Raw genomic sequence first — 20,870 nt, 5'->3', positions numbered from 1 at the left:
CCCCAGCCCGCGCGGGGGACGGGTGGGTGCTTGAGCGGTCCTCGGGGTCGTCGGCCATCTGCGGCATCGTAGAGGCGCCCATCGTCAGATTCGTAGCCCGCCGCGGACCACGAGGTCGAGCAGCGCGAACACGAACAGGGCGATCCCCACGAACCCGTTCGCCGTGAAGAAGGCGCGGTTCACGCGGGACAGGTCGCTCGGGCGCACGATCGCGTGCTCGTAGACGAAGGCCACGGCCGTGATCGCGAGGCCGATCCACCACAGCCAGCCAAGGCCGACGAGCTGGCCGAACCAGACAAACAGGCCGAACGTGACGACGTGGGCGATGCTCGACAGCCGCAGGGCGAAGGGCACGCCGAAGCGGGCCGGCACCGAGTGCACGCCGATCTCCCGGTCGACCTCGGTGTCCTGACAGGCGTAGATCAGGTCGAAGCCGCCGATCCAGAGCCCGACCGCGGCGCCGAGCACCCACGCCGGGCCGGAGCCGCGCAGGTCGCCGGTGACCGCGAGCCAGGCGCCGACCGGCCCGACCAGCTGCGCGATGCCCAGGATGGCGTGGGGCCAGTTGGTGAAGCGTTTGCCGTACGGGTACACGATCAGGGGCACCACCGCCAGCGGCGCCAGGGCGAGGCAGAGCGGGTTGAGCAGGGCCGCGGCCCCCAGAAACACGACGATGGCGACGATCGCGCCCGTCCACGCCGTGCGCACGCTCACCGCGCCGGTCACGAGCTCGCGCCGGGCCGTGCGGGGGTTCCGCGCGTCGATGTGCCGGTCGATGATCCGGTTGGCGGCCATCGCGAACGTGCGCGCGCCGACCATCGCGATCGTGACCAGCAGCAGGTCGAGCCAGCCGACGCGGGGCCGGTCGCCGCCGGTGGTGGTCATCACCGTCAGGGCGGCCAGGTAGGCGAACGGCAGCGCGAACACCGAGTGCTCGATCGCGACCAGCCGAAGGAACGCCTTGACCCGGCTAGGGGGTGCCTCAGCGATCGTCACTTGAACCCATACTCTCTCCAGCGCTTGTCGACCCGCGCCACGACCTCGGGCGACATGATCATCTCTTCCGGCCAGCCGCGATGGTAGCCCTCGGCCGGCGTCTTCCGCGTGGCGTCCAGCCCCGCCTTGCCGCCCCAGAACTGCTGGTAGGACGCGTGGTCGAGGTGGTCGACGGGGCCCTCGGTCAGCAGCAGGTCGTGCTTGTAGTCGACGTTGCCGAACGCGCGGAAGGCGACCTCGGCGTAGTCGTGCACGTCGCAGTCGTCGTCCACGACCACGATGAGCTTGGACAGCGACAGCAGGTGGGCGCCCCAGACGGCGCTCATCACCTTCTGCGCGTGCTTCGGGTATCGCTTGCGGATGGAGACGATCACGCAGTTGTGGAACACCCCGGCGGCCGGCAGGTCGTAGTCCACGATGTCCGGGATCAGCAGCTTGAGCAGCGGCAGGAAGATGCGCTCGGTCGCCTTGCCCAGGCCGTGGTCCTCCTGCGGCGGCTTCGAGGTGATGATCGAGTGGTAGATCGGCTGCTTCCGGGTCGTCATGCACGTCACGTGCAGCACCGGAAAGTCCTCGACCGGCGTGTAGAAGCCGGTGTGGTCGCCGAACGGGCCCTCGGGCAGCCGCTCGCCGGGCTCGAGGTAGCCCTCCAGCACGATCTGCGCGTTGGCCGGCACCTGCAGCGGCACCGTGAGGCAGTCGACCATCTCGACCCGCTCGCCGCGCAGGAAGCCCGCGAACAGGTATTCGTCGATGTCGGAGGGCAGCGGCGCGCTCGCGGTGTAGCAGACCACGGGGTCGGCCCCGATCGCGACCGCCACCGGCAGCCGCTGGCCGAGCCGCTCCGCGACCGCGTGGTGCGCCGTGGAGTCCTTGTGGATCTGCCAGTGCATGCCGATCGTGTTGTGGCTGTGCTGCTGGAGGCGGTAGAGCCCGAGGTTGCGCTTGCCGGTCTCCGGGTGCCGGGTGTGGGTCAGGCCGAAGTTGTGGTAGATCCCGCCGTCGTCGGGCCACACCTGCAGGCCGGGCAGCCTGTTGAGGTCGACCTGGTCGCCCTTGTAGACGACCTCCTGGCAGGGCGCGGTCTTGACGTGCTTCGGCGGCACCGACTTGAGCTGCATGAGCTTGCCGATGCCGTCGCGGATGCCCGCCCAGCCGACCGGCAGCTCGGGCTTGACCAGCTCGCCGATGCGGACCCCGACCTCGTTGAGGTGCTCGACGCCGAGCGCCATCGCCGTGCGCCGCTCGGTGCCGAACAGGTTGATCGCCACCGGCATGTCGCCGCGGGTCGGCTTGTCGAAGAGCAGGGCGGGACCACCGGCCCGCACGGTGCGGGTGACGATCTCGCTGATCTCCAGGTGCGGGTCGACCGGCGCCGCGACCCGATGCAGCTCTCCCGCCTTCTGCAGGGCGGCCAAAAACTCGTTGAGGTCTGCATAGGGAAATCCGCGAGCCATGCCTGCATCCTCGCAACCGGGTACGACATTTTCGTCGGCGCCCCTCCCTGCCCGGCCTTTCGCAGCCGCCGTGGCAGAGTTGTCGCGTGTATCAGCGCAGGCCGTGGGTCGTCGGGGTGTCCGGGGCGTCCGGCACGCCGTATGCGGCGGCCGTGATCCGGGCGTTGCTCGACGCCGGCGAGGCCGTCGACCTCGTCGTGTCCCGCGCGGCGCGGCTCACGATCCTCGACGAGACCCGAGTGTCCTTCCGGGACGCGCACTGGAAGGACGATCTCGCCGCCTGGCTCGGCCGGACGCTCGAGAGCGCCGACGTCGCCTACTGGCCGGCCGGTGACCTGGCGGCCGGGCCGAGCAGCGGTTCATACCCGGTCAAGGGCATGCTGGTAGTGCCGGCGAGCACGGCCGCATGTGCCGGTATCGCCATCGGTTTGTCCAAGGACCTCCTTCAGCGCGCCGCTGAGGTGAACCTCAAGGAACGCCGCCCGGTCGTGGTCGTGCCACGCGAGACCCCGGTGACACGCAGTCACCTGGAGCACCTCATCGCATTACACGACGCGGGTGCGGTGATCCTGCCCGCGAGCCCCGGCTTCTATGCCGCCGGTGCCGCGGCCACGGCCGCTCAGCTGGTCGATTTCGTCGCCGGCAAAGTTCTCGACGCCGTCGCCGTATCGCACAGCCTGTTCACTCGTTGGTCGGGTGAGCTCGGCCATTCCCGTTAGAGGTGTCATCAAGAGCGTCGTCCCCTTCGAGCAACGCCCTCACCTCGGATTCCCGGAACCGCCGGTGTCCACCCGGGGTTCGGATGCTGCTGATCCGGCCGGCCGCGGCCCAACGTGTCACCGTCTTCGGATCGACGCGAAACAAGGCAGCGACCTCACCGGGCGTCAGCAGACGATCTCCCGTCTCCACGGCCCCTCCTTTACCCTGGGTGGCTCGCCGGGCTCGCGCACCCCCATGCTGCGAGTCTGAAAGCGCGAGTCATCCTGGGATGTACGCCCATTACAGCACCGCTCACGTGCCGTGTCCGGGAAACGAGGAAAACGCACTTCTGGGTATTTAGCTGTGTTAAAAGCCGGACCGTTAGGCTTGTCGCGATGGATGCGATCGACCGACAACTCATCGACCTCCTGCGGGACAACGCCCGGCTTCCATATGCGGAGCTCGCCCGGAAGGTCGGCCTCTCCGCCCCGGCCGTGCACGAACGCGTCGGGAAGCTCGAGTCCTCCGGCGTCATCCGCGGCTACCGGGCCGAGGTCGAGCCCGAGACGCTGGGCCTGCCGCTGACCGCCGTGATCGGAATCGTGCAGGACAGCAGCGGTGACACCGACGCCGTTCTCGAAGCCCTGCGCGAACGCGAAGAGATCGAGTCGTGCTACTTCATGGCCGGCGAGGAATCGTTTCTGTGCAAGGCGCGGGTGAAAACGATCGGTGATCTCGAACGGCTCATCGTGGACCTGAACCGCGTCAGGGGCGTGGCCCGGACCCGCACCACCGTCGCGCTTTCCACGAAATGGGAGGGGCGGATCCGGCCGGCCGGCTGAACCGTTCATGCGAGCGTCGCCAGGCCCGAATATTCGGCGACGTAACCCTCGTCGGTGATGTCGAGGTCGGCGACGAAGTTCTCAGAGCGGTACCGTATCCGGCTCTTCGCCACGACCTCGTAACTCTGCGCATAGGGCAGGACGGCCAGGCTCGGCAGCAGGACCCACGCCGCCTCGATCTCGACCTTGGTGCCGGGCTCGGCGCGGTGCAGCCCCAGGCGCCGAATCGGCAGCGTGTTGGTCAGGGGCGAGTTGTGCAGGTCCACGTCGAGCACCGGGTGCAGCCGATCCGGCTCCTCGATGCCCGACATCGCCGCGGTCGGGAGGACCCGCTCGAGGTTGCCCTGCTCGCTGGTGGTGACCCGCCAGCGCCCGGCGGCCCGCTCCATGCGCAGGGTCCGCAGCCAGCCGGCGCCCTCGACGGCGACCTCCAGCCGGGTGCTCGCCCACGACTCGTCGGTGTGCAGGTCGTAGCGGCAGGTGTACAGCGCGTTGTCCGCCGCGAACGCGACCCCCTTGGCGTGCAGGCCCCGCCTGTCGTCCAGGGTGACGAACTCTCCGCCGACGGTGTCGGTCCGCTGCCAGGCGAACGCCCGCGGTAGCACGGTCATCCCCGGACCGTACTCGACCGCGAGCGTTCGTGTGGGCCTCGCTACCGAGGGTTATCGATTGCGGGGCGGGCGCCGGTCGTTCATGCGCCGGCGGCCGGGCGCTCCCGCGTGAGCGGCCGGGTTCGCGTTGTACGAGATGCGCACCGGCACCCCGCTCGGCTGGCGAGCGCCGGTGACCTCGGCCAGCGCCGGGTCGCCCGCGCGAACGCGCAGCTCGTTGGGGGTGACGCCGGCCTTGGCCAGCAGCGCCGCCGCCCGCCGTCGCTGCCGCGGCAGCACCAGCGAGACGACCGTGCCCGCGGCCCCGGCCCGAGCCGTGCGGCCGGCCCGGTGCAGATAGTCCTTCTGGTCCCGCGGGAGATCCACGTGTACGACCAGAGAAACATCGTCGATGTGAATCCCGCGCGCCGCCACATCGGTCGCGACCAGCACGTCGACCGAGCCCTCGCGGAACTCGGCCAGCGTGCGGGTCCGCACCCGCTGCGTCTTGCCGCCGTGCAGCGCCCCGGCCCGCACGCCGACCCGCGCGAACTGCTCCACCAGCTCGTCCACGGCCAGCTGGGTCTTCACGAACAGGATCGTGCGACCCTTGCGAGCGGCGATGGAGGCGGCGATGGCCACCTTGTCATGCGGCGGTACCAGCAGCACGTGGTGATCCATCGACCCCACCGAGGCCACCGGCGGCTCGATCGAGTGCGTCACCGGGTCGACCAGGAACTTCGCCACCAGCGCGTCGACGTCGTTGTCCAGCGTCGCGGAGAACAGCAGCCGCTGCCCGGTCGCGGGCGTCTGGCCCAGGATCTCGGTGACCTCGGGCAGGAAGCCCATGTCGGCCATCTGGTCGGCCTCGTCGAGCACGGTGACCTCGACCGCGTCGAGGCGGCAGGCGCCCCGCTTGATGAGGTCTCCGAGCCGGCCCGGCGTCGCCACCAGCACATCGACACCGCGTTCCAAGGACCAGATCTGCCGGTCGTACGGCACGCCGCCCACGGCGGTCTTGCAGAACAGGCCGAGCACTTTGGCCAGCGGGGTCAGCGCGTCGTTGACCTGCATCGCGAGCTCGCGGGTCGGCACCAGGACCAGGGCCTTGGGCGCGTGCGGCCGGGAGCGGCCGGAGGCGGCGAGCCGGGCGAGCAGCGGCAGGCCGAACGCGAGCGTCTTGCCCGAGCCGGTGCGGCCGCGGCCGAGCACGTCGCGGCCGGCGAGCACGTCGGGGACGGTCGCCGACTGGATCGGGAACGGTTCAGTGATGCCCTCTTTGGCCAGCGCCCGCACCAGCTTGTGCGGCAGTCCGAGGCTCGCGAACCCTGGCCCGGTGGCCGGCTCTTGCTCGGTGGTCGATTCGAAGAGGGAGGGATACGAGCTGGGGTCAGCGAGCAGCAAGGAGCTGGGACCTTCCGATTGGAGAACGGTTAAGAGTATCCGATCTGCCCCGGACGGTCCCAGCCGCCGTGTCGCGCCTCACTTGGGCGAGCTCACGCCGTCGATGAGGTTGTGGGCGAACGTGACGGCGAAGTAGCCGCCCACCAGGAGTACGACCACCAACACTCCGATGATGATCCACACCCGGCGATCGCCGGACTTGCGGGGCTCCTCGTCGTCGTCCGACTCCTCGGTGCCCTGACTCAGAATGTGCCCGGTGAGTGACCCGGTGTTCTCGAACGAGCTGCCCTCGCCGTCGACGGCGGGGAGGAGCGTCGGCGATGCGCCGCCCTTCCCGCCGTAAACCGTGCCGGCGGAGGCCCGTTCGTTGCGGGCCCACTTCCCGTAGCTGTCGGCCGCTGGGGCCGGTTCCGCGACTTCGGCTTCGTCCTGTTCGGACTCCGCCTCATCCTCGGCTAATTCGCCCTCCTTGTCGGGCGGAGGGATGGCCGGGGGCTGGCCGTGCTCCGGTCCGTGCTGCGAAGGCGCGCCGCTGGACGGGTAGACGCTGCCGGGCGCGCGGTTGGCCGGCGGCGGATAGCCCCCGGTGCCGGGCCAGTTCTGCTGCTGTACCTCATGTTCGTCGCTCTCCGTTCCCGGCGCGCCCGGCACCGGCGGCGGTGCCCAGGCGGGCGGCTGGCCGGGCGGGTTCCAGCCCGGCTGCTGCTGGCCGTACTGCGGTTGTCCGTACTGGGGTGGCGGCTGCTGCCCGTACGCAGGCTGCCCGTACTGCTGCGGGGGCTGCTGACCGTACTGGGGCGGCTGCTGCGGGTTCCAGCCCTGCTGGGCCGGGGGTGCGCTCTGCGGCTGGTTCCAGCCTTGCTGGGCCGGCGGGGCCGACTGGGGCTGGTTCCAGCCCGGGTGCTGCGCGGGCGGGGCCGACTGCGGCTGGTTCCAGCCTGGCTGCTGCGCGGGTGGGGCCGACTGGGGTGCGTTCCAGCCCGGTTGCTGCTGCCAGCCCGGCTGCTGGGGCTGCGGTGGGCGCCAGCCCGGCTGGCCCGGCTGGGGCTGGGGCGGCTGCGGCTGACCCTGCCAGCCCGGCTGGGGCTGCCCGGGCTGGGGCTGCCAGCCCTGGACGGGGGGCTGCTGGCCGGGCGGGTTCCAGCCCTGCTGCTGGGGCGGGTGCTGCGGCGGCTGCCAGCCCGGCTGGCCCGGCTGGGGCTGGGGCGGCTGCGGCTGCGGCTGACCCTGCCAGCCCGGCTGCGGCTGCCCGTGCGGGGGCTGGCCGTGCGGTGGCTGGCCGTGCGGGGGCTGGCCGGGCGGCGGGCCCCAGCTCTGCTGGCCGGGGAGCGGCGCGACGTACCCGGGGCGGTTCCAGCCCTGCTGCACCGGCGGCGGCTGCTCTGCGGACGCCTCGCCGTTCTGGCCCCACGGGTGCTCCGCGGAGGGCATCGAGTACGCGGGCGTCTGCGGCTGGCCGCCACCCTCCGCGCCGCCCCGGTTGCCTTCGTCGGCGGGCTGGGCGTCGTTGCTCGTGTCCGTGCCCGCGTTGGCCGGCAGCGGGGGCGGCTCCTCGGCCACCAAGAACGGGGAGCTGGAGACGGGCGGCGGGGTTCGGTCGCCGCCGAAGGGCGGGGCGGGGCTGTTGTCGGGCAGCCCGTACGCCGATCCGCCGCCGGGCCCGAACGACGAGGCCGGCTGCGAGTCCGGGACGCCATAGGAGGGCCCGCCGGATGAGGGTGCGCTGGCTCCGCCGAACGATGGGCCGGGCTGCGAGTCGGGCACTCCGTAGGAGGGCGCGCCGGACGACGGCGCGCTGGCCGCGCCGAAGGACGGGGCTCCGGACGATGGTGCGCTGGCTCCGCCGAAGGACGGGCCGGGCTGGGAGTCCGGCACTCCGTAGGTCGGGGCGCCGGATGACGGGGCGCTGGCTCCGCCGAACGACGGGCCGGGCTGCGAGTCGGGGACTCCGTAGGCCGGGGCATCCGGGATCGGCGGCGGGCTGAAGCTCGGCGGGCCGGGCGGCTCGGGCGGCGTCGACAGGCCGGGCGCGCCCGGGTAGCCCGGCGTGCTCGGGATCGGCGGCGGGAAGCCGGCCGGGTTGTAGGCCGGTGCCTCGGGCGTGCCGGGGATCGGCGGTGGGAAGCCCGCCGGGTTGTACGCCGGGGCGCCCGGGATCGGCGGCGGGTTGTACGCCGGGGCCGGTGCGTCGGGCGTGGTCGGAATGGGTGGCGGGTTGTACGCCGGTGCGTCGGGCGTGCCGGGGATCGGGGGCGGGAAGCCCGCCGGGTTGTAGGCCGGGGTGCCCGGGATCGGCGGCGGGTTGTACGCCGGTGCGTCCGGCGTGCCGGGGATCGGCGGTGGGTTGTAGGCGGGGGGGCCCGGGATCGGCGGGGGGTTGTACGCCGGTGCGTCCGGCGTGCCCGGAATCGGGGGCGGGTTGTAGGCGGGTGCGTCGGGTGCGTCCGGGGCCTGGAACGGGCCGGGCTGGAACGGGCTGGGCTGGAACGGGCCGGGCTGGAACGGCGACGGGCCGGGGAACGGCGGCTGCGGCTGGGGCGGCGGGAACGGCCCCGGCTCCGGGCCGGGCTGCGGCGTGGGCTCCGGCTGGGGGATGGGCTCCGGCTCGGGCGCGGGCGGGTACGGGTGCGGGATCGGCTCGGGAGTCGGCGCCGGCGGGAACGGCGAGGGCTCGGGCTGCGGGGTCGGCTCCGGGCTCGGGAACGGTGAGGGCGTCGGGCCGGGGATCGGCTCGGCGGGCTCGTCCTCGGACGGCGAATCGCTCGCGGCGGACTGGTCGGTGGGGACGGCGCCGCCACCGCGATACACGGTGGGCGTCGACCCCCGGGCCGCCTGAGCCGCTTCCTCGGCGCTGACCGTGTGCAGGCCCGGCACCGAAGCGCTGGCCCGCGCGGCCGCGACAGCAGCCCCAGCGACCGCGGCACCAGCCCCGGCTCCGGCTCCGGCTCCGGCGAACGGCGAACCGGCGTTGGGGAGACCGTCGCTCGGCGCATCGGCCGGGGGCACCTGCGACCGCTGAATCGCGAACGGGTGGACCACCGGCGCCGGCTCGCTCACCTGACCGAACGCGGGAGCCGGCTCGTCGGCCTGCCCATACGCGGGCGCCGGCTCGCCGGGCGGTGAGTAGGACGGGGCCGATTCGCCGGGCGGGAAGTGGGACGGGGCCGATTCGCCCGGTGGGCTGTACGACGGCGCGGGCTCGGCGGCCTGGCCGTATGCCGGTGCGGGGTCGTTGAACGGGTCATACGCGGGAGGCGCGGAGGACGGTGCCGACTCGCCCGGCGTGTAGGACGGGGCCGGGTCACCGCTCTGGCCGTAGGCGGGTGCGGGGTCGCTCGGCGGGCCGTATGACGGTGCGGGGTCGTTGGACGCGCCGTATGCCGGGGCCGGGTCGCTCGGCGGGCCGTAAGACGGGGCCGGGTCGGCCGGTTGGTTGTAGGCCGGGGGCTCGGCCTCGGCGGCCGGCTGCTCGGGAGCCTTCCACGGGCGTGCGAACGCGTCCCACGACGACTCCACTGCGGGGCGAGGGGCGCGCGAGCGGCTCGGCAGCGGCGGCTGCTCCTCCTCGGCGGGCGCCGACGAAGGGGCGTCCGGCTCTGCGGGGGTCGCGCCGAAGGGCTGGTAGGGCGGCGGCTCCGACGAGGCGTCCGGCTCGGCCGAGGACGTGCCGAAGGGCTGGTAGGGCGGCGGCTCCGCCGAAGTAGAGGCCGGGGGCTCGGGCTCGGAGGAGGAGTAGACGGTGGCGCGGTACGTGCCGGCCTCGTGCCGCATCTCCTCGTAGTCCGCGTTCGGGGACGTGATGCCCGCCACTGTGGCGCGGCCCACCATCGGGGTCAGCGGGGTCGACGAGCCAGAAATGTCCGATGAGTCCGACTCCTCGGCCGCCGGGGCGAAGCCCTCCAGCGGCGTCGGGGCGAATGGGGGAGCCAGGCCGTCCGAAGGTTCGTCCGCGGCGTAGGGCTCAGGGGCCGACGGGGGCGGTGGCGTCGGGTCGGTCGGGGGCGGCCCGTACACGCCGGCGGACGGGTTCAGGCTCGGCAGCTGGAACGCCGGGGAGTCGTCGACCGCGGCCGAGATCACCTCGGAGTCGGGATCGGGGGCCGGCGACGAGGAGCGGGGCGCGTAGGCGTCGGGCTCATAGGCACCAGGCTGGTAGGCGGGAGGAGCCGAGGAGGGCGCGTAAGCCGGCGGCTCGTAGGCCGGTGGTGCCGAGGAGGACGCGAAGGGCGGCGGCTCGTAGGCGGGAGGAGCCGAGGAGGGCGTGTAAGCCGGCGGCTCGTAAGACGGAGGCGCCGAGGAGGGCGCGTAAGCCGGCGGCTCATAGGCCGGTGGCGCGGAAGCCGGTGGCGCGGAGCTCGGCTCGTCGGCGTGGGCTCCCTGCTGTCCACCCGCAAAAGGCTCCGAGGTCGGCACCGAGTAGGGCGCCGGAGCCTGTGGGGCGAACGCATCCCAAGAGGACGCGGGGGGTGCGGACGACGGCGCGAACGGGTCCCACGCGGACGGGGCCGACTCAGGGGCCGCCGCTGAAGGGGCAGGGGCCGCAGGCGCAGGGGCCGCAGGGGCCGAGGTGTCGCCGAAGGCGGCCATCATCGCGGCCAGCTCCGGGTCGTCCTCCTCCTGGCCACCCGCCGACTCGAACGGGTTCGCCCCTGGCCAGAGCGCGCCGTCCACCGGGGTCGGCGGCGGCTCGTACGCCTGGTCGGGCAGTTCCTCGTCCGAGGGCTCCGGCGGCAGCTCCGCGCCCACGGGGGGCGGGGGCGGCAACGGCGGCAGGTCGGCGCCGTCGCCCGGCGGCGGGCCGCTGCGAGCCGCCTCGCCGCGTGTTCCGTCCCGAGTCTCCCGATCGTCCATCGCTGCCTCCATGAGACGGGCATCATTACGTGCCCGACGGGCTCCCCGTCCGTCAGTCAACGGGTCCACGGTGCCACATCGAGTCACGCAGCGCTGGATCGGAGTCCGTCGGGTTTTGGATCACAACCCTTAGCAAGGGTTCGCATCACAACCCCCGGAAAGGGGTCAGCTTCCCGAGGCGCTCGCCGACGTCTTGGCCTCCGTGCTCGCGCCGGCCGCCGAGGACTGGGCCGTGGCCGGCTGCGAGGACGCCGCCCCCGCGGAGGGCTTGGTCGGCGTCTTCGGCGGCTCCGACTCATTCACCGACGGGCTCTCCGACGGGCTGGCCGTGGGTGAGGGCGGCGCCGACGAAGACGGCTCGGTCGACGGCGAGGGCGAGGTGCTCTGCGTCGGCGACGGCGACGTCGAGTTGGACGGCGTCGGCGAGGCCGAGTTCGACGGGTTCGTCCCGCCGCCGCCACCGTTGGTCGGCGGTGCGGAGGTCGTCGGGTTCGCGCCGGGGCCGGGGACCGCGTCGAAGATCCGGGTCGCGCCGTACAGCTTCGACCAGCGTACCTCGGCGATCTTGACCTTTTGGCCGCTCGTCGGGGCGTTGACCATCTTGCCGCCGCCGATGTAGATGCCCATGTGGTAGATCGAGCGCCAGTCGCTCTTGTCGGTGGCGAAGTACACGAGGTCGCCGGGGAGCAGCTGGTCGCCGAGGCTGTTCTTGGTCACCTGGATGGCGTGGGTGCCGTGGTACATGTCGGCGGCGACGCGCGGGACGCGGACGCCGACCTTGCCGTACGCCCAGTAGGCGAGACCGGAGCAGTCGAACGTGTCGGGGCCCTCGTCGCCCCAGACGTACCAGGCGATGTTGACCTTGCTCAGCGCGTAGTTCAGCGCCTGGACGGCCTTCGGGTTGGCGACCATCCCGTCGATGTTCGGGTTGTCGGCCAGGTTGGGGCTCAGCGCCTGCTCGGCCGCGTCCTGCTCGGCCTCGAGCTGGAGGACGAGCTGGTCGTTCTGGGCGCGCAGGTTGACGTATTCGGTGTTCTTGGCCTGGAACTCGGTGTCGACCGGCGTGTAGGTGCCCTGCGCGGCCTGCATCGCGTCCTGGGCCGCCTGGACCTCCTGGCGTGCGGCCGACTCGGCCTCCTGGGCACGCAGCAGGTCGCGGGCCGCCCCCTGGCCGCCCGGCTGCCCGCCGAGCCCGGGCGCGATCAGCCCGAACTGGTGCAGATCGTTGGCGTAGCCGTTCAGCGGTCCGAGCTGCTGGGCGCGCTTGTACGCCTCGGCCGCGGCGTCGTCGGCCCGCTGCCGCTGCTCCTCGACGCGCTTGCCCGCCTCGGTGAGCTTGACCTGGGCGTCGGCCAGCGTGTTGCGCGCGGTGTCGAGGTCGGTCGAGGCCCGGTTGCGTTTCTCCCCGAGCTGGGCGACGGTCAGCTCGAGCTGGGCGAGCTCGGCGGCCTTGGGCCCGCGCTGGGTGGTCGTGGTGGCCGGCGGCAGGGTGGCCGCACCGGAGGCGCCCGGCAGGAGGAGCTCGCCGGAGGCGACCGGCCGCGAGCCGGTGTCCGGAATGTCGCTTCCCGGGTCGGCGTAGGCGGGGCGCGCGATGAGGGCGCAGAGCATCCCGCACACCACGACCGCGGTCCTCACCGGTCCCGGCCGCATGCGGGTGCGTTGCCGCAAAACCGCAGGTGGACGCGCCTTTTCAACCGAAGGCGTTGCCGGGATCTCGCCCGGATACGCAGCCCTCAGTACCAACCCGCTCATCGCCACCGTCCCCAGTCGGTTAGCCATGCCACATGGTCGATCGTCACCGATCGATCAGCCGGTCTGCCGCCCGACCGTGTTCCTGCCCACTTTTGTTTACCGTACGAAGCGACATGCGTCGAGTGGCGATCAATGTCAGCTTCGTCGTCGCGAGGTGAATGCAGGGGTAACGAGCGGTCCGACGTAGGCTGGCGGCCGTGGATGCAGGGTTGAAGCGCGAACTCGAGGCCAAGGTCACCGCCGGTGAGCGGTTGAGCCGGGAGGACGGTGTCGCGCTCTACGAGTCCGACGACCTGGTCTGGCTCGGCCGGCTCGCGCACCAGGTGCGCACCGAGAAGAACGGCGACCGGGTGATGTTCAACGTCAACCGGCACCTCAACCTGACGAACGTGTGCTCGGCGAGCTGCGCGTACTGCTCTTTCCAGCGCAAGCCGGGCGAGAAGGACGCGTACACCATGCGCATCCACGAGGCCGTCGAGAAGGCCAAGGAGATGGAGGGTGAGCAGCTCACGGAGCTGCACATCGTCAACGGCCTGCACCCGACGCTGCCGTGGAAGTACTACCCGAAGGTCCTGCGCGAGCTCAAGAGCGCCCTGCCCGGCGTGAACCTGAAGGCGTTCACGGCGACCGAGATCCAGTGGTTCGAGAAGATCTCCGGCCTGCCCGCCGACGAGATCCTCGACGAGCTCATCGACGCCGGCCTGGAGTCGCTGACCGGCGGCGGCGCGGAGATCTTCGACTGGGAGATCCGCCAGCACATCGTCGATCACGCGACGCACTGGGAGGACTGGTCGCGCATCCACCGGCTGGCCCACAGCAAGGGCCTGCGGACCCCCTCGACGATGCTGTACGGCCACATCGAGGAGCCCCGCCACCGCGTCGACCACGTCATGCGCCTGCGTGAGCTGCAGGACGAGACCGGCGGCTTCAGCGTCTTCATCCCGCTGCGCTACCAGCACGACTTCGTCGACTCCGCCGACGGCAAGATCCGCAACCGGCTGCAGGCCCGCACGAAGATGGCCTCGCCGGCGGAGAGCCTGAAGACCTTCGCGGTGTCGCGCCTGATGTTCGACAACGTGCCGCACGTGAAGTGCTTCTGGGTCATGCACGGGCTCTCGGTCGCCCAGCTGTCGCTGAACTTCGGCGTGGACGACCTCGACGGCTCCGTGGTCGAGTACAAGATCACGCACGACGCGGACAGCTACGGCACGCCGAACACCATGCACCGCGAGGACCTGCTGCACCTCATCTGGGACGCGGGCTTCCAGCCGGTCGAGCGCAACACGAAATACGAGGTCGTGCGCGAGTACGACAGGCCGACGCCCCTGGCCGAGCGCCGCAGCGAACCGCAGAAGGTCTGGGCCTGAGGCTAGGCTGGGGTCACCATGTCACCGTTTCTGAAGTACACGCTCGCGCGGCTCGGCCTCTTCGGGCTCGCCGCGCTCGTGATGCTCTCCATTCCGCTCGACGTCAGCGTGCTCCTCAAGCTCATGATCGCCGTGATCGTCTCGGCCGTGGCCGCGTTCTTCCTGCTCCGCGGGCTCCGCGAGGAGGCCTCCGTGCAGGCCGTCGGCATGGCGCAGAAGCGCTCCGATAACAAGGAACGGCTGCGTGCCGCCCTCAACGGGGATGATGATGGGGGTGAAAGCGCCACCAAATCGGACTAAAACCACTTAAGCCTTGGATGGCGCTTAGTCACTCCAGGGGGCTTGATGGGTCGCAGGTTCGTGTCGGTGGTGTCCTTCGCAGTCGTCGGGGTGGTGACGCTCTTCGCGGTCAACCCGGCCGACGCGAGCCCGGCTAGTCCGAAATATCAGCAGAAGTCCGGACCCTACGTCGTCCGCGGTGTCGACAGCGCCGCGGATCGCAACCGTGTCGGCGGTACCGGGGCCAGCATCGACAGCATCGAGAACGGCGCGGCCACCGTGACGGCCACGCCGGACGAGGCGAGGCAGATCGAGCGGCTCGGGTTCAGCATCAGCCGGACCCGGACCGAGGGCTTCCCGGCCGCCGACTCCGGATACCACGACTACGCCGAGATGCAGGCCGAGCTCGACAGGGCGGCCAAGGCGTACCCGAAGATCATGCAGAAGCTCAGCCTCGGCAAGTCGTACGAGGGCCGGGACCTGCCGCTGATCAAGATCTCGGACAACGTGGCGAAGGACGAGGACGAGCCCGAGATCCTCTACGACGCCCACCAGCACGCCCGGGAGCACCTCACCGTCGAGATGGCGCTCTACCTGGTGAGGATGTTCACCGAGGGCTACGGCAAGGACCCGCGCATCACCAGGCTCGTCGACACCCGCGAGATCTGGATCGTGCCGGACATGAACCCGGACGGCGGCGAGTACGACCTCACCGGCGGCAAGTACCACGACTGGCGCAAGAACCGTCAGCCCGTCGGCGGCGGCTACAAGGGCGTCGACCTCAACCGCAACTGGGGCTACAAGTTCGCCTGCTGCAACGGGTCGAGCTCGTCGCTGTCGTCGGAGACCTACCACGGCCCGCAGGCGTTCTCCGCTCCCGAGACCCAGCGGCTGCGCGACTTCGTGCTGAGCCGCCGGGTCGGCGGGGTGCAGCAGATCAAGGCGGCCATCGATTTCCACACGTACTCCGAGCTGATCCTCTGGCCGTACGGGTACACGATGAACACCACGGCCGCGGGGCTCGGCTCGGACCAGCAGAAGACCTTCTCGGCCCTGGGCCACGCGTTCGCCCGGAGCAACGGGTACACGCCCGAGCAGTCCAGCAGCCTGTACATCACCGACGGCTCGATCATCGACTGGCTCTGGGCGACCCAGGGCGTCTGGGCGTTCACGTTCGAGATGTACCCGAACTCGCCGTCCAAGGGCGGCTTCTACCCGCCCGCGAGCGTCATCGACGCGCAGACCGCCCGCAACAGGGACGCCAGCCTGACGCTCGCCGAGTACGCGGACTGCGCGTACCGCGTGATCGGCAAGCAGCAGCTGTGCGCTACAGCCCCCAGTCCTCGGTGAACTCGATGACCGCGAAGTGCCCGCCGGTCGGGTCGGCCAGGCGCGCATAGCGGCCGGCCGAGGCCGGTTCAGCCGCACGGGCCACCGAGCCGCCGAGCTCGGTGGCCCGTGCGCATGCGGCGGCCGCGTCCTCGACCATGAAGCAGACCGTCCAGTGGTCGGGGATGCCGGGCGGGAAGCGGCCGTCGATCGGCAGCAGGCCGCCGACGGTGTCGTTGTGGTGGTGCAGTTCGAAGTACGGCTGACCGTCGCTGGGCGCCTCGACGGTGTGCCAGCCGAACACCTCCTTGTAGAAGGCGCCGGTCCGGTCGAGGTCGTGGGCCGCCAGCTCGTACCAGCAGATCGCGCCGGGCTCGAAGGACACCTGGGCCCCGCCGAACCGGCTGCGCAGCCAGGTGCCGAAGAGCGCTCCGCCGGGGTCGGAGAAGGTGGCGGCGGTACCGAGATCACGCACGCTGGCCGGCGGGACGCGCACGGCCCCGCCGGAGCGCTCGACGGCCTCCGCGGTGCCCGAGGGGTCGTCCGTGGAGATCGAGATCAGCCAGGCCGCCGAGCCGCCCGGGCGCCCGGCGCGCAGGCCGGCCGCGGCCCGCCCGCCCAGCGTGAAGTGCCCGTCGGCGTTGCGCGCCCAGCCGAACAGCTCCCCGTAGAAGTGTTCGGCCGCGGCCGGGTCAGGGCTGACCAGCTCCGCCCAGCACGGCGTGCCCGGCGCATAACCCCGAATTCGCATGGCGAGATGGTGTCATCAGACGGCGGAGCCCTCCAACGCGGTAGGCAGCGGGCGGGAGTGCAGCACATCGAGCCGGGAGACGGCGCGCGTCAGCACCACGAAGAGCCGGTTGAGGCCGCGGGGCTCGGCGGACACGATGTCGGCCGGCTCGACCACGATCACATGGTCGTACTCGAGGCCCTTGGCCAGGGTCGCGGGCAGTACCGTCACCCGGGCCTCGGGGTCGTCGTCGGCGAGTGCCACGCCGGCCTTGCGCAGCGACTCGGCCAGCAGGTCGACGGTCGCGTCGGCGGCGATGACCCCGACCGAGCCGAGGTGGCCGAGCGCGGCGAGGGTGGCGTCCACGACGGATTCCTCGACGGCGGCAACGGTACTGACCGTGAGCGCCCCATCCGTCCGCAGCGAGCGCGCCTCGGGCACCTGCACCCCGAGCGCGGGCAGCAGGCGGTTGGCGAGCGCGATGACGGCCGCGGGCACCCGGAAACCGGTGGTCAGCGGTACCACCCGGGCCTCCGGCTTGCCGAGGTGCGCCAGCAGCACCCGCCAGTCCCGCGCGGCCCACGGCGCCGTGCCCTGCGCGAGGTCGCCGAGCAGCGTGATCGAGCCGTGCTCGCTGCGCCGCGCGATCACGCGGGCCTGCATCGGGGAGAGGTCCTGCGCCTCGTCGACGACCACGTGCCCGAAGCTCGCCACCCGGTCGATCAGTCCGGCGGCCTCGTCGATGAGCACCGAGTCGGCCAGGCTCCAGCGCGCCGACTTCGCCGTCTTCGGCGGCTTGGCCCACGTGAGCGCCGCGCGCTCGGCCTCGTCCAGCTCGTCGTCGCTAGGGTCGGTCAGGACCTCGAACACGAGCTGCTCCGGCGTGACCGCGGGCCAGACCGCGTCGAGCACGTCGGTCACCGGGGTGGCCTTGCCCATCCGGCGCTGCCAGCCCTCGCTGGGGGAGTCGCCGCGGCGGGCCTCGGACTGGCGCATGAGCAGGCTCACGATCCGGGCGCGGACGCGCTCGCGGCCGATGCCGTAGGGCGGCGCCTCCCGCCGCACGTCGTCGACGACCCGCCGGAGCGCGTCGGCCGAGATCCGCCAGCGGTACGAGCCGTCCGACACCGTGAGCGACTCCTCGGGGCGCCCGATCTTGGCCAGCAGGCGCCGCTGCAGTACGGCTGCCATCTTTTCCTGGTTCTTGACCTCGGCGGCGGCCTCGGAATCGGTGCCGCGGACCGGCGTGGTGAGCAGGCCGTCGATCGTGGACTGGCGCACCTCGAGCTCCCCGAGGGTGGGCAGAACGCTCGCGATGTACTGCAGGAACGCCGAGTTGGGCCCCACGATGAGCACGCCGGCGCGGCGGAGGCGCTCGCGGTGCAGATACAGCAGGTACGCGGCGCGGTGCAGCCCCACGGCCGTCTTCCCGGTGCCGGGCGCGCCCTGCACGCAGATGGACTCGTCGAGCTCGGCGCGCACGAGCGCGTCCTGCTCCGGCTGGATGGTGGCGACGATGTCGCGCATCGGCCCGACGCGCGGCCGCTCGATCTCGTCGAGCAGGATCTGGCTGGTCCCCTGCTCCTCGCCCCGGCCCAGGTGCTCGTCCTCGAAGCTGGTGAGCTCGCCCTTGACGAACCCGAAGCGCCGCCGCACCTCGACGTCCTGGGGGTCGACGGCGCTGGCCTGGTAGAACTTGCGGCTGATAGGCGCGCGCCAGTCGAGCACCATCGGCTCCCCGACGGCGTCGGTGACGTGCCGCCGGCCGACGTGGTACTGGTGCTCGTCGATGTCGAGCCGCCCGAAGAACAGCGGGGTGTCGGGGTTGTCGGCGAGATCGGCGATCCTCCGCGCGAGTGCCCGCCCGAGCGTCTCGGCCGCGAACGGATCTCCCGCGACCTGATCTCCGGTCGCGAACAGGTCCTCGGCGCGCTCGCGCATGCGCTTGAGCGCCAGCCGGGAGGCGTCGAGGTGCGCTCGCTCCTGGGCGAGCTCCGTTTCGAGTGAGGGCACGGTGATCCTCTTCGAGGTCGCGTTCGGCTCGCTCGCGTATCCGGGGCCTTGCTCCACCCGGCGCCTGGGGACGTCCGCTGCGGTGGCTGTCTCACCGCGGCCGTCAAGCGGCCATTCATCCTACGCGATCTTCTCGGCCTGTCCACCGAGTTTTCCGCAGATTCAGGGCGGTGGGCGTGGCAACCTTATGGAAGGATCCGTCAGGAGGTGAGTCGCCGATGAGCGTGGCCGTGCTGGAACACGTCGGCCCATGGACCGAAGACGAGTATCTCGCCCTCGGCGAGACCTCGAATCGAATCGAGTTGTTCGATGGGAGTCTGCTGGTGAGCCCGGCGCCGACCTCGCGGCATCAGCACATTTCCCGGCGGCTGGCGGGTCTGATCGATGAGGCAGCGGATGCGCTCGATCTGTGGGTCTACGAGGCGGTGAACGTTCGTCTCGCCAGTGGGCGGATCTTCATTCCCGATCTGGTGGTGACGCCGGTCGAGAACGCCACGGTCTTCGATGCTGCTGACGTGGTCCTGGTCGGCGAGGTGGTCTCGCCGGGCAATGCGGGTGCCGATCGCGTGCTCAAGATGCAGCTTTACGCGGCCGCGCGGATCGAGTGGTATCTGCTCGTCGAGCCGGAGCAGACGGGCTCGATCACATTGCGGCTGCTCCGGCTCGACGGCCACCACTACGTCGAGCACGCGGTGGCGAAGGACGGCGAGACGCTCACCGCGGACGGGCCCTTCGCCATCGAGATCGAGACGCGAGCGCTGTTGCGTCGACGGTGACGGCCGGTGGGTCAGCCCATCAGGTCGCGGAGTTCGGGGATGACCTCGATGGCCAGGAACGGGCCGCCCGTCGGGTCGAGGATCTGGCAGGCCTGGCCGATGCCCGCGTCCACCGGCCCCGCCAGCACGCGCCCGCCCAGCTCCCCGGCGCGCGCGATGAAGCCGAGGCAGTCGTCGATCGAGAAGATCGTGCGCCAGTGGTGCGGGGTCGCCGGCGGGTAGTTCGCGTCCATGATGCTCAGGCCGCCGACCACGCGGTTGTTGGAGATCCACTCGTGGTACTCGTGGATCGTTCCCGGAGAGGCGCCCTGCTGGTCGACCCAGCCGAAGACCTTGCCGTAGAAGGCGGCCGTCGCCGCGATGTCGCGGGTCACCACCTCGCTCCAGCAGATCGAGCCCGGCTCGTTGTGGACCTGGGCGCCGGCGAAGCGCTCCTTCTGCCAGGCGCCGAAGACCGCGCCGGCCGGGTCGGCGAACAGGGCCGCGCGGCCGAGGCCCGAGGCCGACTGCCCGAGCACGGTGCCGCCCGCGTCGAGGACCGCGCGCGCGGTCCCATCGGTGTCCAGGGTTGCCACGTACGTGAGCCACGCCGCCCGATCGCCGGCGGCGACGCCCGCCACGACCAGGTCGCGCAGCAGGAGCAGCGTGGTCCCGTCCTCGGCCTCGCTCGTCGTCCAGCCGAACAGGCCGGCGTAGAACGCGGCCGCGGCGGCCGGGTCGGGGCTGGTCAGCACCGACCAGCAGGGCGTCGCGGGCGCATAGCCTCGTACTCGCACGGAAGCAGGGTAAGCAAAACGTCAGATGTTCTTGATCGTCTGAAGGGACCGTTTCACGTGAATCCCTGGCGTTACCGGGCGGCCGCTCAGTGCTGGGTCAGCAGCTGCTTCGTGACCTCGCGGCAGGTTTTGACCCCGTAGTCCTTGCCCAGCGAGCTCGGGTAATGCGCCATGACCGCCATGCTCCACCCGTCGCCGAGCGCCATGCACGCGATGTGCCACTGGCCGTCGTCGCGGGCCAGCCAGCCGTTCTTGATCGCCGTGGTCTTCTGCGCGTCGGCCGGCAGCACCTCGATCGGCCCGAACCGCCCCGGCCCGCGCACGCTGCGCATCTCGTTGAGCAGCCAGCCCGTCCACTTCGGGCCGGCCGCGCGCCCGTCGCCGATGCACTTGGCCAGGCGCGCCACGTCGCGGGCCGACATCTGGGTCAGGCTCCACGAGTTCTGGGTGCCCTTGGTCTCGGTCAGGCCGCAGAGCGAGATCATGCGCTTGATCGACGTGAGATTGCCGTTCTGCACGTGGTACTTGAACGTGTTCTCGGTCTCGGAATCGCGGATCATGCGGCTCAACTCGTTCAGCGCGGCGCTTCCGGGCTGCTTGTTGGACTCCGCCTGGCGCCGCAGCCAGTCCGCGGCGACCCAGGCCTTGGCCATCGATGCCGTGTCGCTGGTGGTGTAGGGCGTGGAGCCGTACATCTGATCCGTCTTGTGGTCGTAGTAGGCCCACGACCAGAACCCCTTGACGTTCATGGTGACCGGCTGGGTCGGCGTGAACAGCGGCCCGCTCGGCGCCGTGCTCGGGGCGGCGCTGGGCTCGGCGACCGGCGACTCAGAGGTGTCGGCGGCGGCGGGGACGTGGCTGCCCGTGGCCTTCGGCGTGGCGTTGACCGAGCACCCGGTCGCGGTGACCAGGACGAGTGCGAGCACAGCGAGGGGGCGTCGCATCAGATGAGGGTATCCGCTGTGAGAATCGCCGCCCTGCCCGTGTGCCGCCCGGCCGTTGGGGC

At 71.5% G+C, this 20,870-nt stretch carries 16 protein-coding genes and 1 pseudogene; 6 read left to right on the top strand and 11 right to left on the bottom strand.

Features of this window, described 5'->3' with window-relative positions; genetic code table 11:
• Window positions 1-84 precede the first annotated feature (84 nt).
• The gene (gene mqnP, locus ABT369_RS04445; protein WP_350610256.1) at window positions 85-996 is read right to left on the bottom strand and encodes a menaquinone biosynthesis prenyltransferase MqnP; all 912 of its coding nucleotides are present in this window, start codon (window positions 994-996) and stop codon (window positions 85-87) included.
• Window positions 993-2,453, bottom strand: coding sequence for a menaquinone biosynthesis decarboxylase (locus ABT369_RS04440; RefSeq protein WP_350610255.1), 1,461 nt, complete (start codon window positions 2,451-2,453; stop codon window positions 993-995). The genes mqnP and ABT369_RS04440 overlap by 4 nt, the downstream gene beginning before the upstream one ends.
• Before the next feature lie 86 nt (window positions 2,454-2,539).
• On the opposite strand from ABT369_RS04440, the gene ABT369_RS04435 reads away from it, so the two are divergent.
• Window positions 2,540-3,172 carry a UbiX family flavin prenyltransferase gene (locus tag ABT369_RS04435; protein ID WP_350610254.1) on the top strand — a complete coding sequence of 211 codons (633 nt, stop codon included), beginning with the start codon at window positions 2,540-2,542 and terminating at the stop codon, window positions 3,170-3,172.
• On the opposite strand, the gene ABT369_RS04430 is transcribed toward ABT369_RS04435, so the two are convergent.
• Window positions 3,135-3,362 carry a BldC family transcriptional regulator gene (locus ABT369_RS04430; RefSeq protein ID WP_350610253.1) on the bottom strand — a complete coding sequence of 76 codons (228 nt, stop codon included), beginning with the start codon at window positions 3,360-3,362 and terminating at the stop codon, window positions 3,135-3,137. The genes ABT369_RS04435 and ABT369_RS04430 overlap by 38 nt on opposite strands.
• Before the next feature lie 185 nt (window positions 3,363-3,547).
• On the opposite strand from ABT369_RS04430, the gene ABT369_RS04425 reads away from it, so the two are divergent.
• Complete coding sequence (locus ABT369_RS04425; RefSeq protein WP_350610252.1) at window positions 3,548-3,994, top strand: Lrp/AsnC family transcriptional regulator; 447 nt, start codon at window positions 3,548-3,550, stop codon at window positions 3,992-3,994.
• Window positions 3,995-3,999: 5 nt separating this feature from the next.
• Here the strand turns inward: ABT369_RS04425 and ABT369_RS04420 are convergent, their stop codons facing one another.
• From ABT369_RS04420 to ABT369_RS04405, 4 genes and pseudogenes are all read right to left on the bottom strand, one after another.
• A complete protein-coding gene (locus ABT369_RS04420; protein ID WP_350610251.1) occupies window positions 4,000-4,605 on the bottom strand; it encodes a putative glycolipid-binding domain-containing protein in 606 nt (201 codons plus the stop codon).
• Window positions 4,606-4,677: 72 nt separating this feature from the next.
• Window positions 4,678-5,895, bottom strand: a pseudogene (locus ABT369_RS04415) (DEAD/DEAH box helicase); the annotation flags it as partial.
• A gap of 171 nt (window positions 5,896-6,066) precedes the next feature.
• Window positions 6,067-10,839, bottom strand: a complete 4,773-nt coding sequence (locus ABT369_RS04410) for a hypothetical protein (protein WP_350610250.1) — start codon at window positions 10,837-10,839, stop codon at window positions 6,067-6,069.
• Window positions 10,840-11,004: 165 nt separating this feature from the next.
• Entirely contained in the window at window positions 11,005-12,477 is a 1,473-nt protein-coding gene (locus ABT369_RS04405; protein ID WP_350610249.1) for a C40 family peptidase, read from the bottom strand.
• Between the two features lie 314 nt (window positions 12,478-12,791).
• Here ABT369_RS04405 and mqnE point away from each other — a divergent pair, with 314 nt between their 5' ends.
• From mqnE to ABT369_RS04390, 3 genes are all read left to right on the top strand, one after another.
• Entirely contained in the window at window positions 12,792-13,961 is a 1,170-nt protein-coding gene (mqnE, locus tag ABT369_RS04400) for an aminofutalosine synthase MqnE (RefSeq protein WP_350610248.1), read from the top strand.
• 18 nt (window positions 13,962-13,979) lie between these two features.
• Window positions 13,980-14,261, top strand: a complete 282-nt coding sequence (locus ABT369_RS04395) for a DUF4229 domain-containing protein (RefSeq protein ID WP_350610247.1) — start codon at window positions 13,980-13,982, stop codon at window positions 14,259-14,261.
• A 66-nt stretch (window positions 14,262-14,327) separates the two neighbouring features.
• Complete coding sequence (locus ABT369_RS04390; protein ID WP_350610246.1) at window positions 14,328-15,590, top strand: M14 family metallopeptidase; 1,263 nt, start codon at window positions 14,328-14,330, stop codon at window positions 15,588-15,590.
• Here ABT369_RS04390 and ABT369_RS04385 read toward each other — a convergent pair.
• Together ABT369_RS04385 and ABT369_RS04380 are read right to left on the bottom strand one after the other, a co-directional pair.
• Window positions 15,568-16,320 (bottom strand): VOC family protein, encoded by a 753-nt coding sequence (locus ABT369_RS04385; protein WP_350610245.1) that lies wholly within the window; start codon window positions 16,318-16,320, stop codon window positions 15,568-15,570. The two genes, ABT369_RS04390 and ABT369_RS04385, sit on opposite strands and share 23 nt — an antisense overlap.
• 15 nt (window positions 16,321-16,335) lie before the next feature.
• A complete protein-coding gene (locus ABT369_RS04380) occupies window positions 16,336-18,318 on the bottom strand; it encodes a HelD family protein (protein ID WP_350610338.1) in 1,983 nt (660 codons plus the stop codon).
• A 212-nt stretch (window positions 18,319-18,530) separates the two neighbouring features.
• Between ABT369_RS04380 and ABT369_RS04375 the strand changes: the two genes are divergently transcribed.
• Complete coding sequence (locus tag ABT369_RS04375) at window positions 18,531-19,088, top strand: Uma2 family endonuclease (protein ID WP_350610244.1); 558 nt, start codon at window positions 18,531-18,533, stop codon at window positions 19,086-19,088.
• A gap of 11 nt (window positions 19,089-19,099) precedes the next feature.
• Here the strand turns inward: ABT369_RS04375 and ABT369_RS04370 are convergent, their stop codons facing one another.
• Together ABT369_RS04370 and ABT369_RS04365 are read right to left on the bottom strand one after the other, a co-directional pair.
• The gene (locus tag ABT369_RS04370) at window positions 19,100-19,864 is read right to left on the bottom strand and encodes a VOC family protein (protein WP_350610243.1); all 765 of its coding nucleotides are present in this window, start codon (window positions 19,862-19,864) and stop codon (window positions 19,100-19,102) included.
• Window positions 19,865-19,950: 86 nt separating this feature from the next.
• Window positions 19,951-20,808 carry a hypothetical protein gene (locus ABT369_RS04365; protein ID WP_350610242.1) on the bottom strand — a complete coding sequence of 286 codons (858 nt, stop codon included), beginning with the start codon at window positions 20,806-20,808 and terminating at the stop codon, window positions 19,951-19,953.
• Window positions 20,809-20,870 lie beyond the last annotated feature (62 nt).

This window comes from Dactylosporangium sp. NPDC000244, from assembly GCF_040300725.1.
Classification (GTDB): Bacteria; Actinomycetota; Actinomycetes; order Mycobacteriales; family Micromonosporaceae; genus Dactylosporangium.
Note: the sequence above shows the minus strand (reverse complement) of the source record. Positions and strands in the feature narration are given on the sequence as shown.

What these genes read in the sequence shown, in the direction of transcription:
- ABT369_RS04440 (WP_350610255.1), bottom strand. Translation starts at nt 2,453, where the DNA reads ATGGCTCGCGGATTTCCCTATGCAGACCTCAACGAGTTTTTGGCCGCC.
- ABT369_RS04425 (WP_350610252.1), top strand. Translation starts at nt 3,548, where the DNA reads ATGGATGCGATCGACCGACAACTCATCGACCTCCTGCGGGACAACGCC.
- ABT369_RS04420 (WP_350610251.1), bottom strand. Translation starts at nt 4,605, where the DNA reads ATGACCGTGCTACCGCGGGCGTTCGCCTGGCAGCGGACCGACACCGTC.
- ABT369_RS04410 (WP_350610250.1), bottom strand. Translation starts at nt 10,839, where the DNA reads ATGGACGATCGGGAGACTCGGGACGGAACACGCGGCGAGGCGGCTCGC.
- ABT369_RS04395 (WP_350610247.1), top strand. Translation starts at nt 13,980, where the DNA reads ATGTCACCGTTTCTGAAGTACACGCTCGCGCGGCTCGGCCTCTTCGGG.
- ABT369_RS04385 (WP_350610245.1), bottom strand. Translation starts at nt 16,320, where the DNA reads ATGCGAATTCGGGGTTATGCGCCGGGCACGCCGTGCTGGGCGGAGCTG.
- ABT369_RS04375 (WP_350610244.1), top strand. Translation starts at nt 18,531, where the DNA reads ATGAGCGTGGCCGTGCTGGAACACGTCGGCCCATGGACCGAAGACGAG.
- ABT369_RS04365 (WP_350610242.1), bottom strand. Translation starts at nt 20,808, where the DNA reads ATGCGACGCCCCCTCGCTGTGCTCGCACTCGTCCTGGTCACCGCGACC.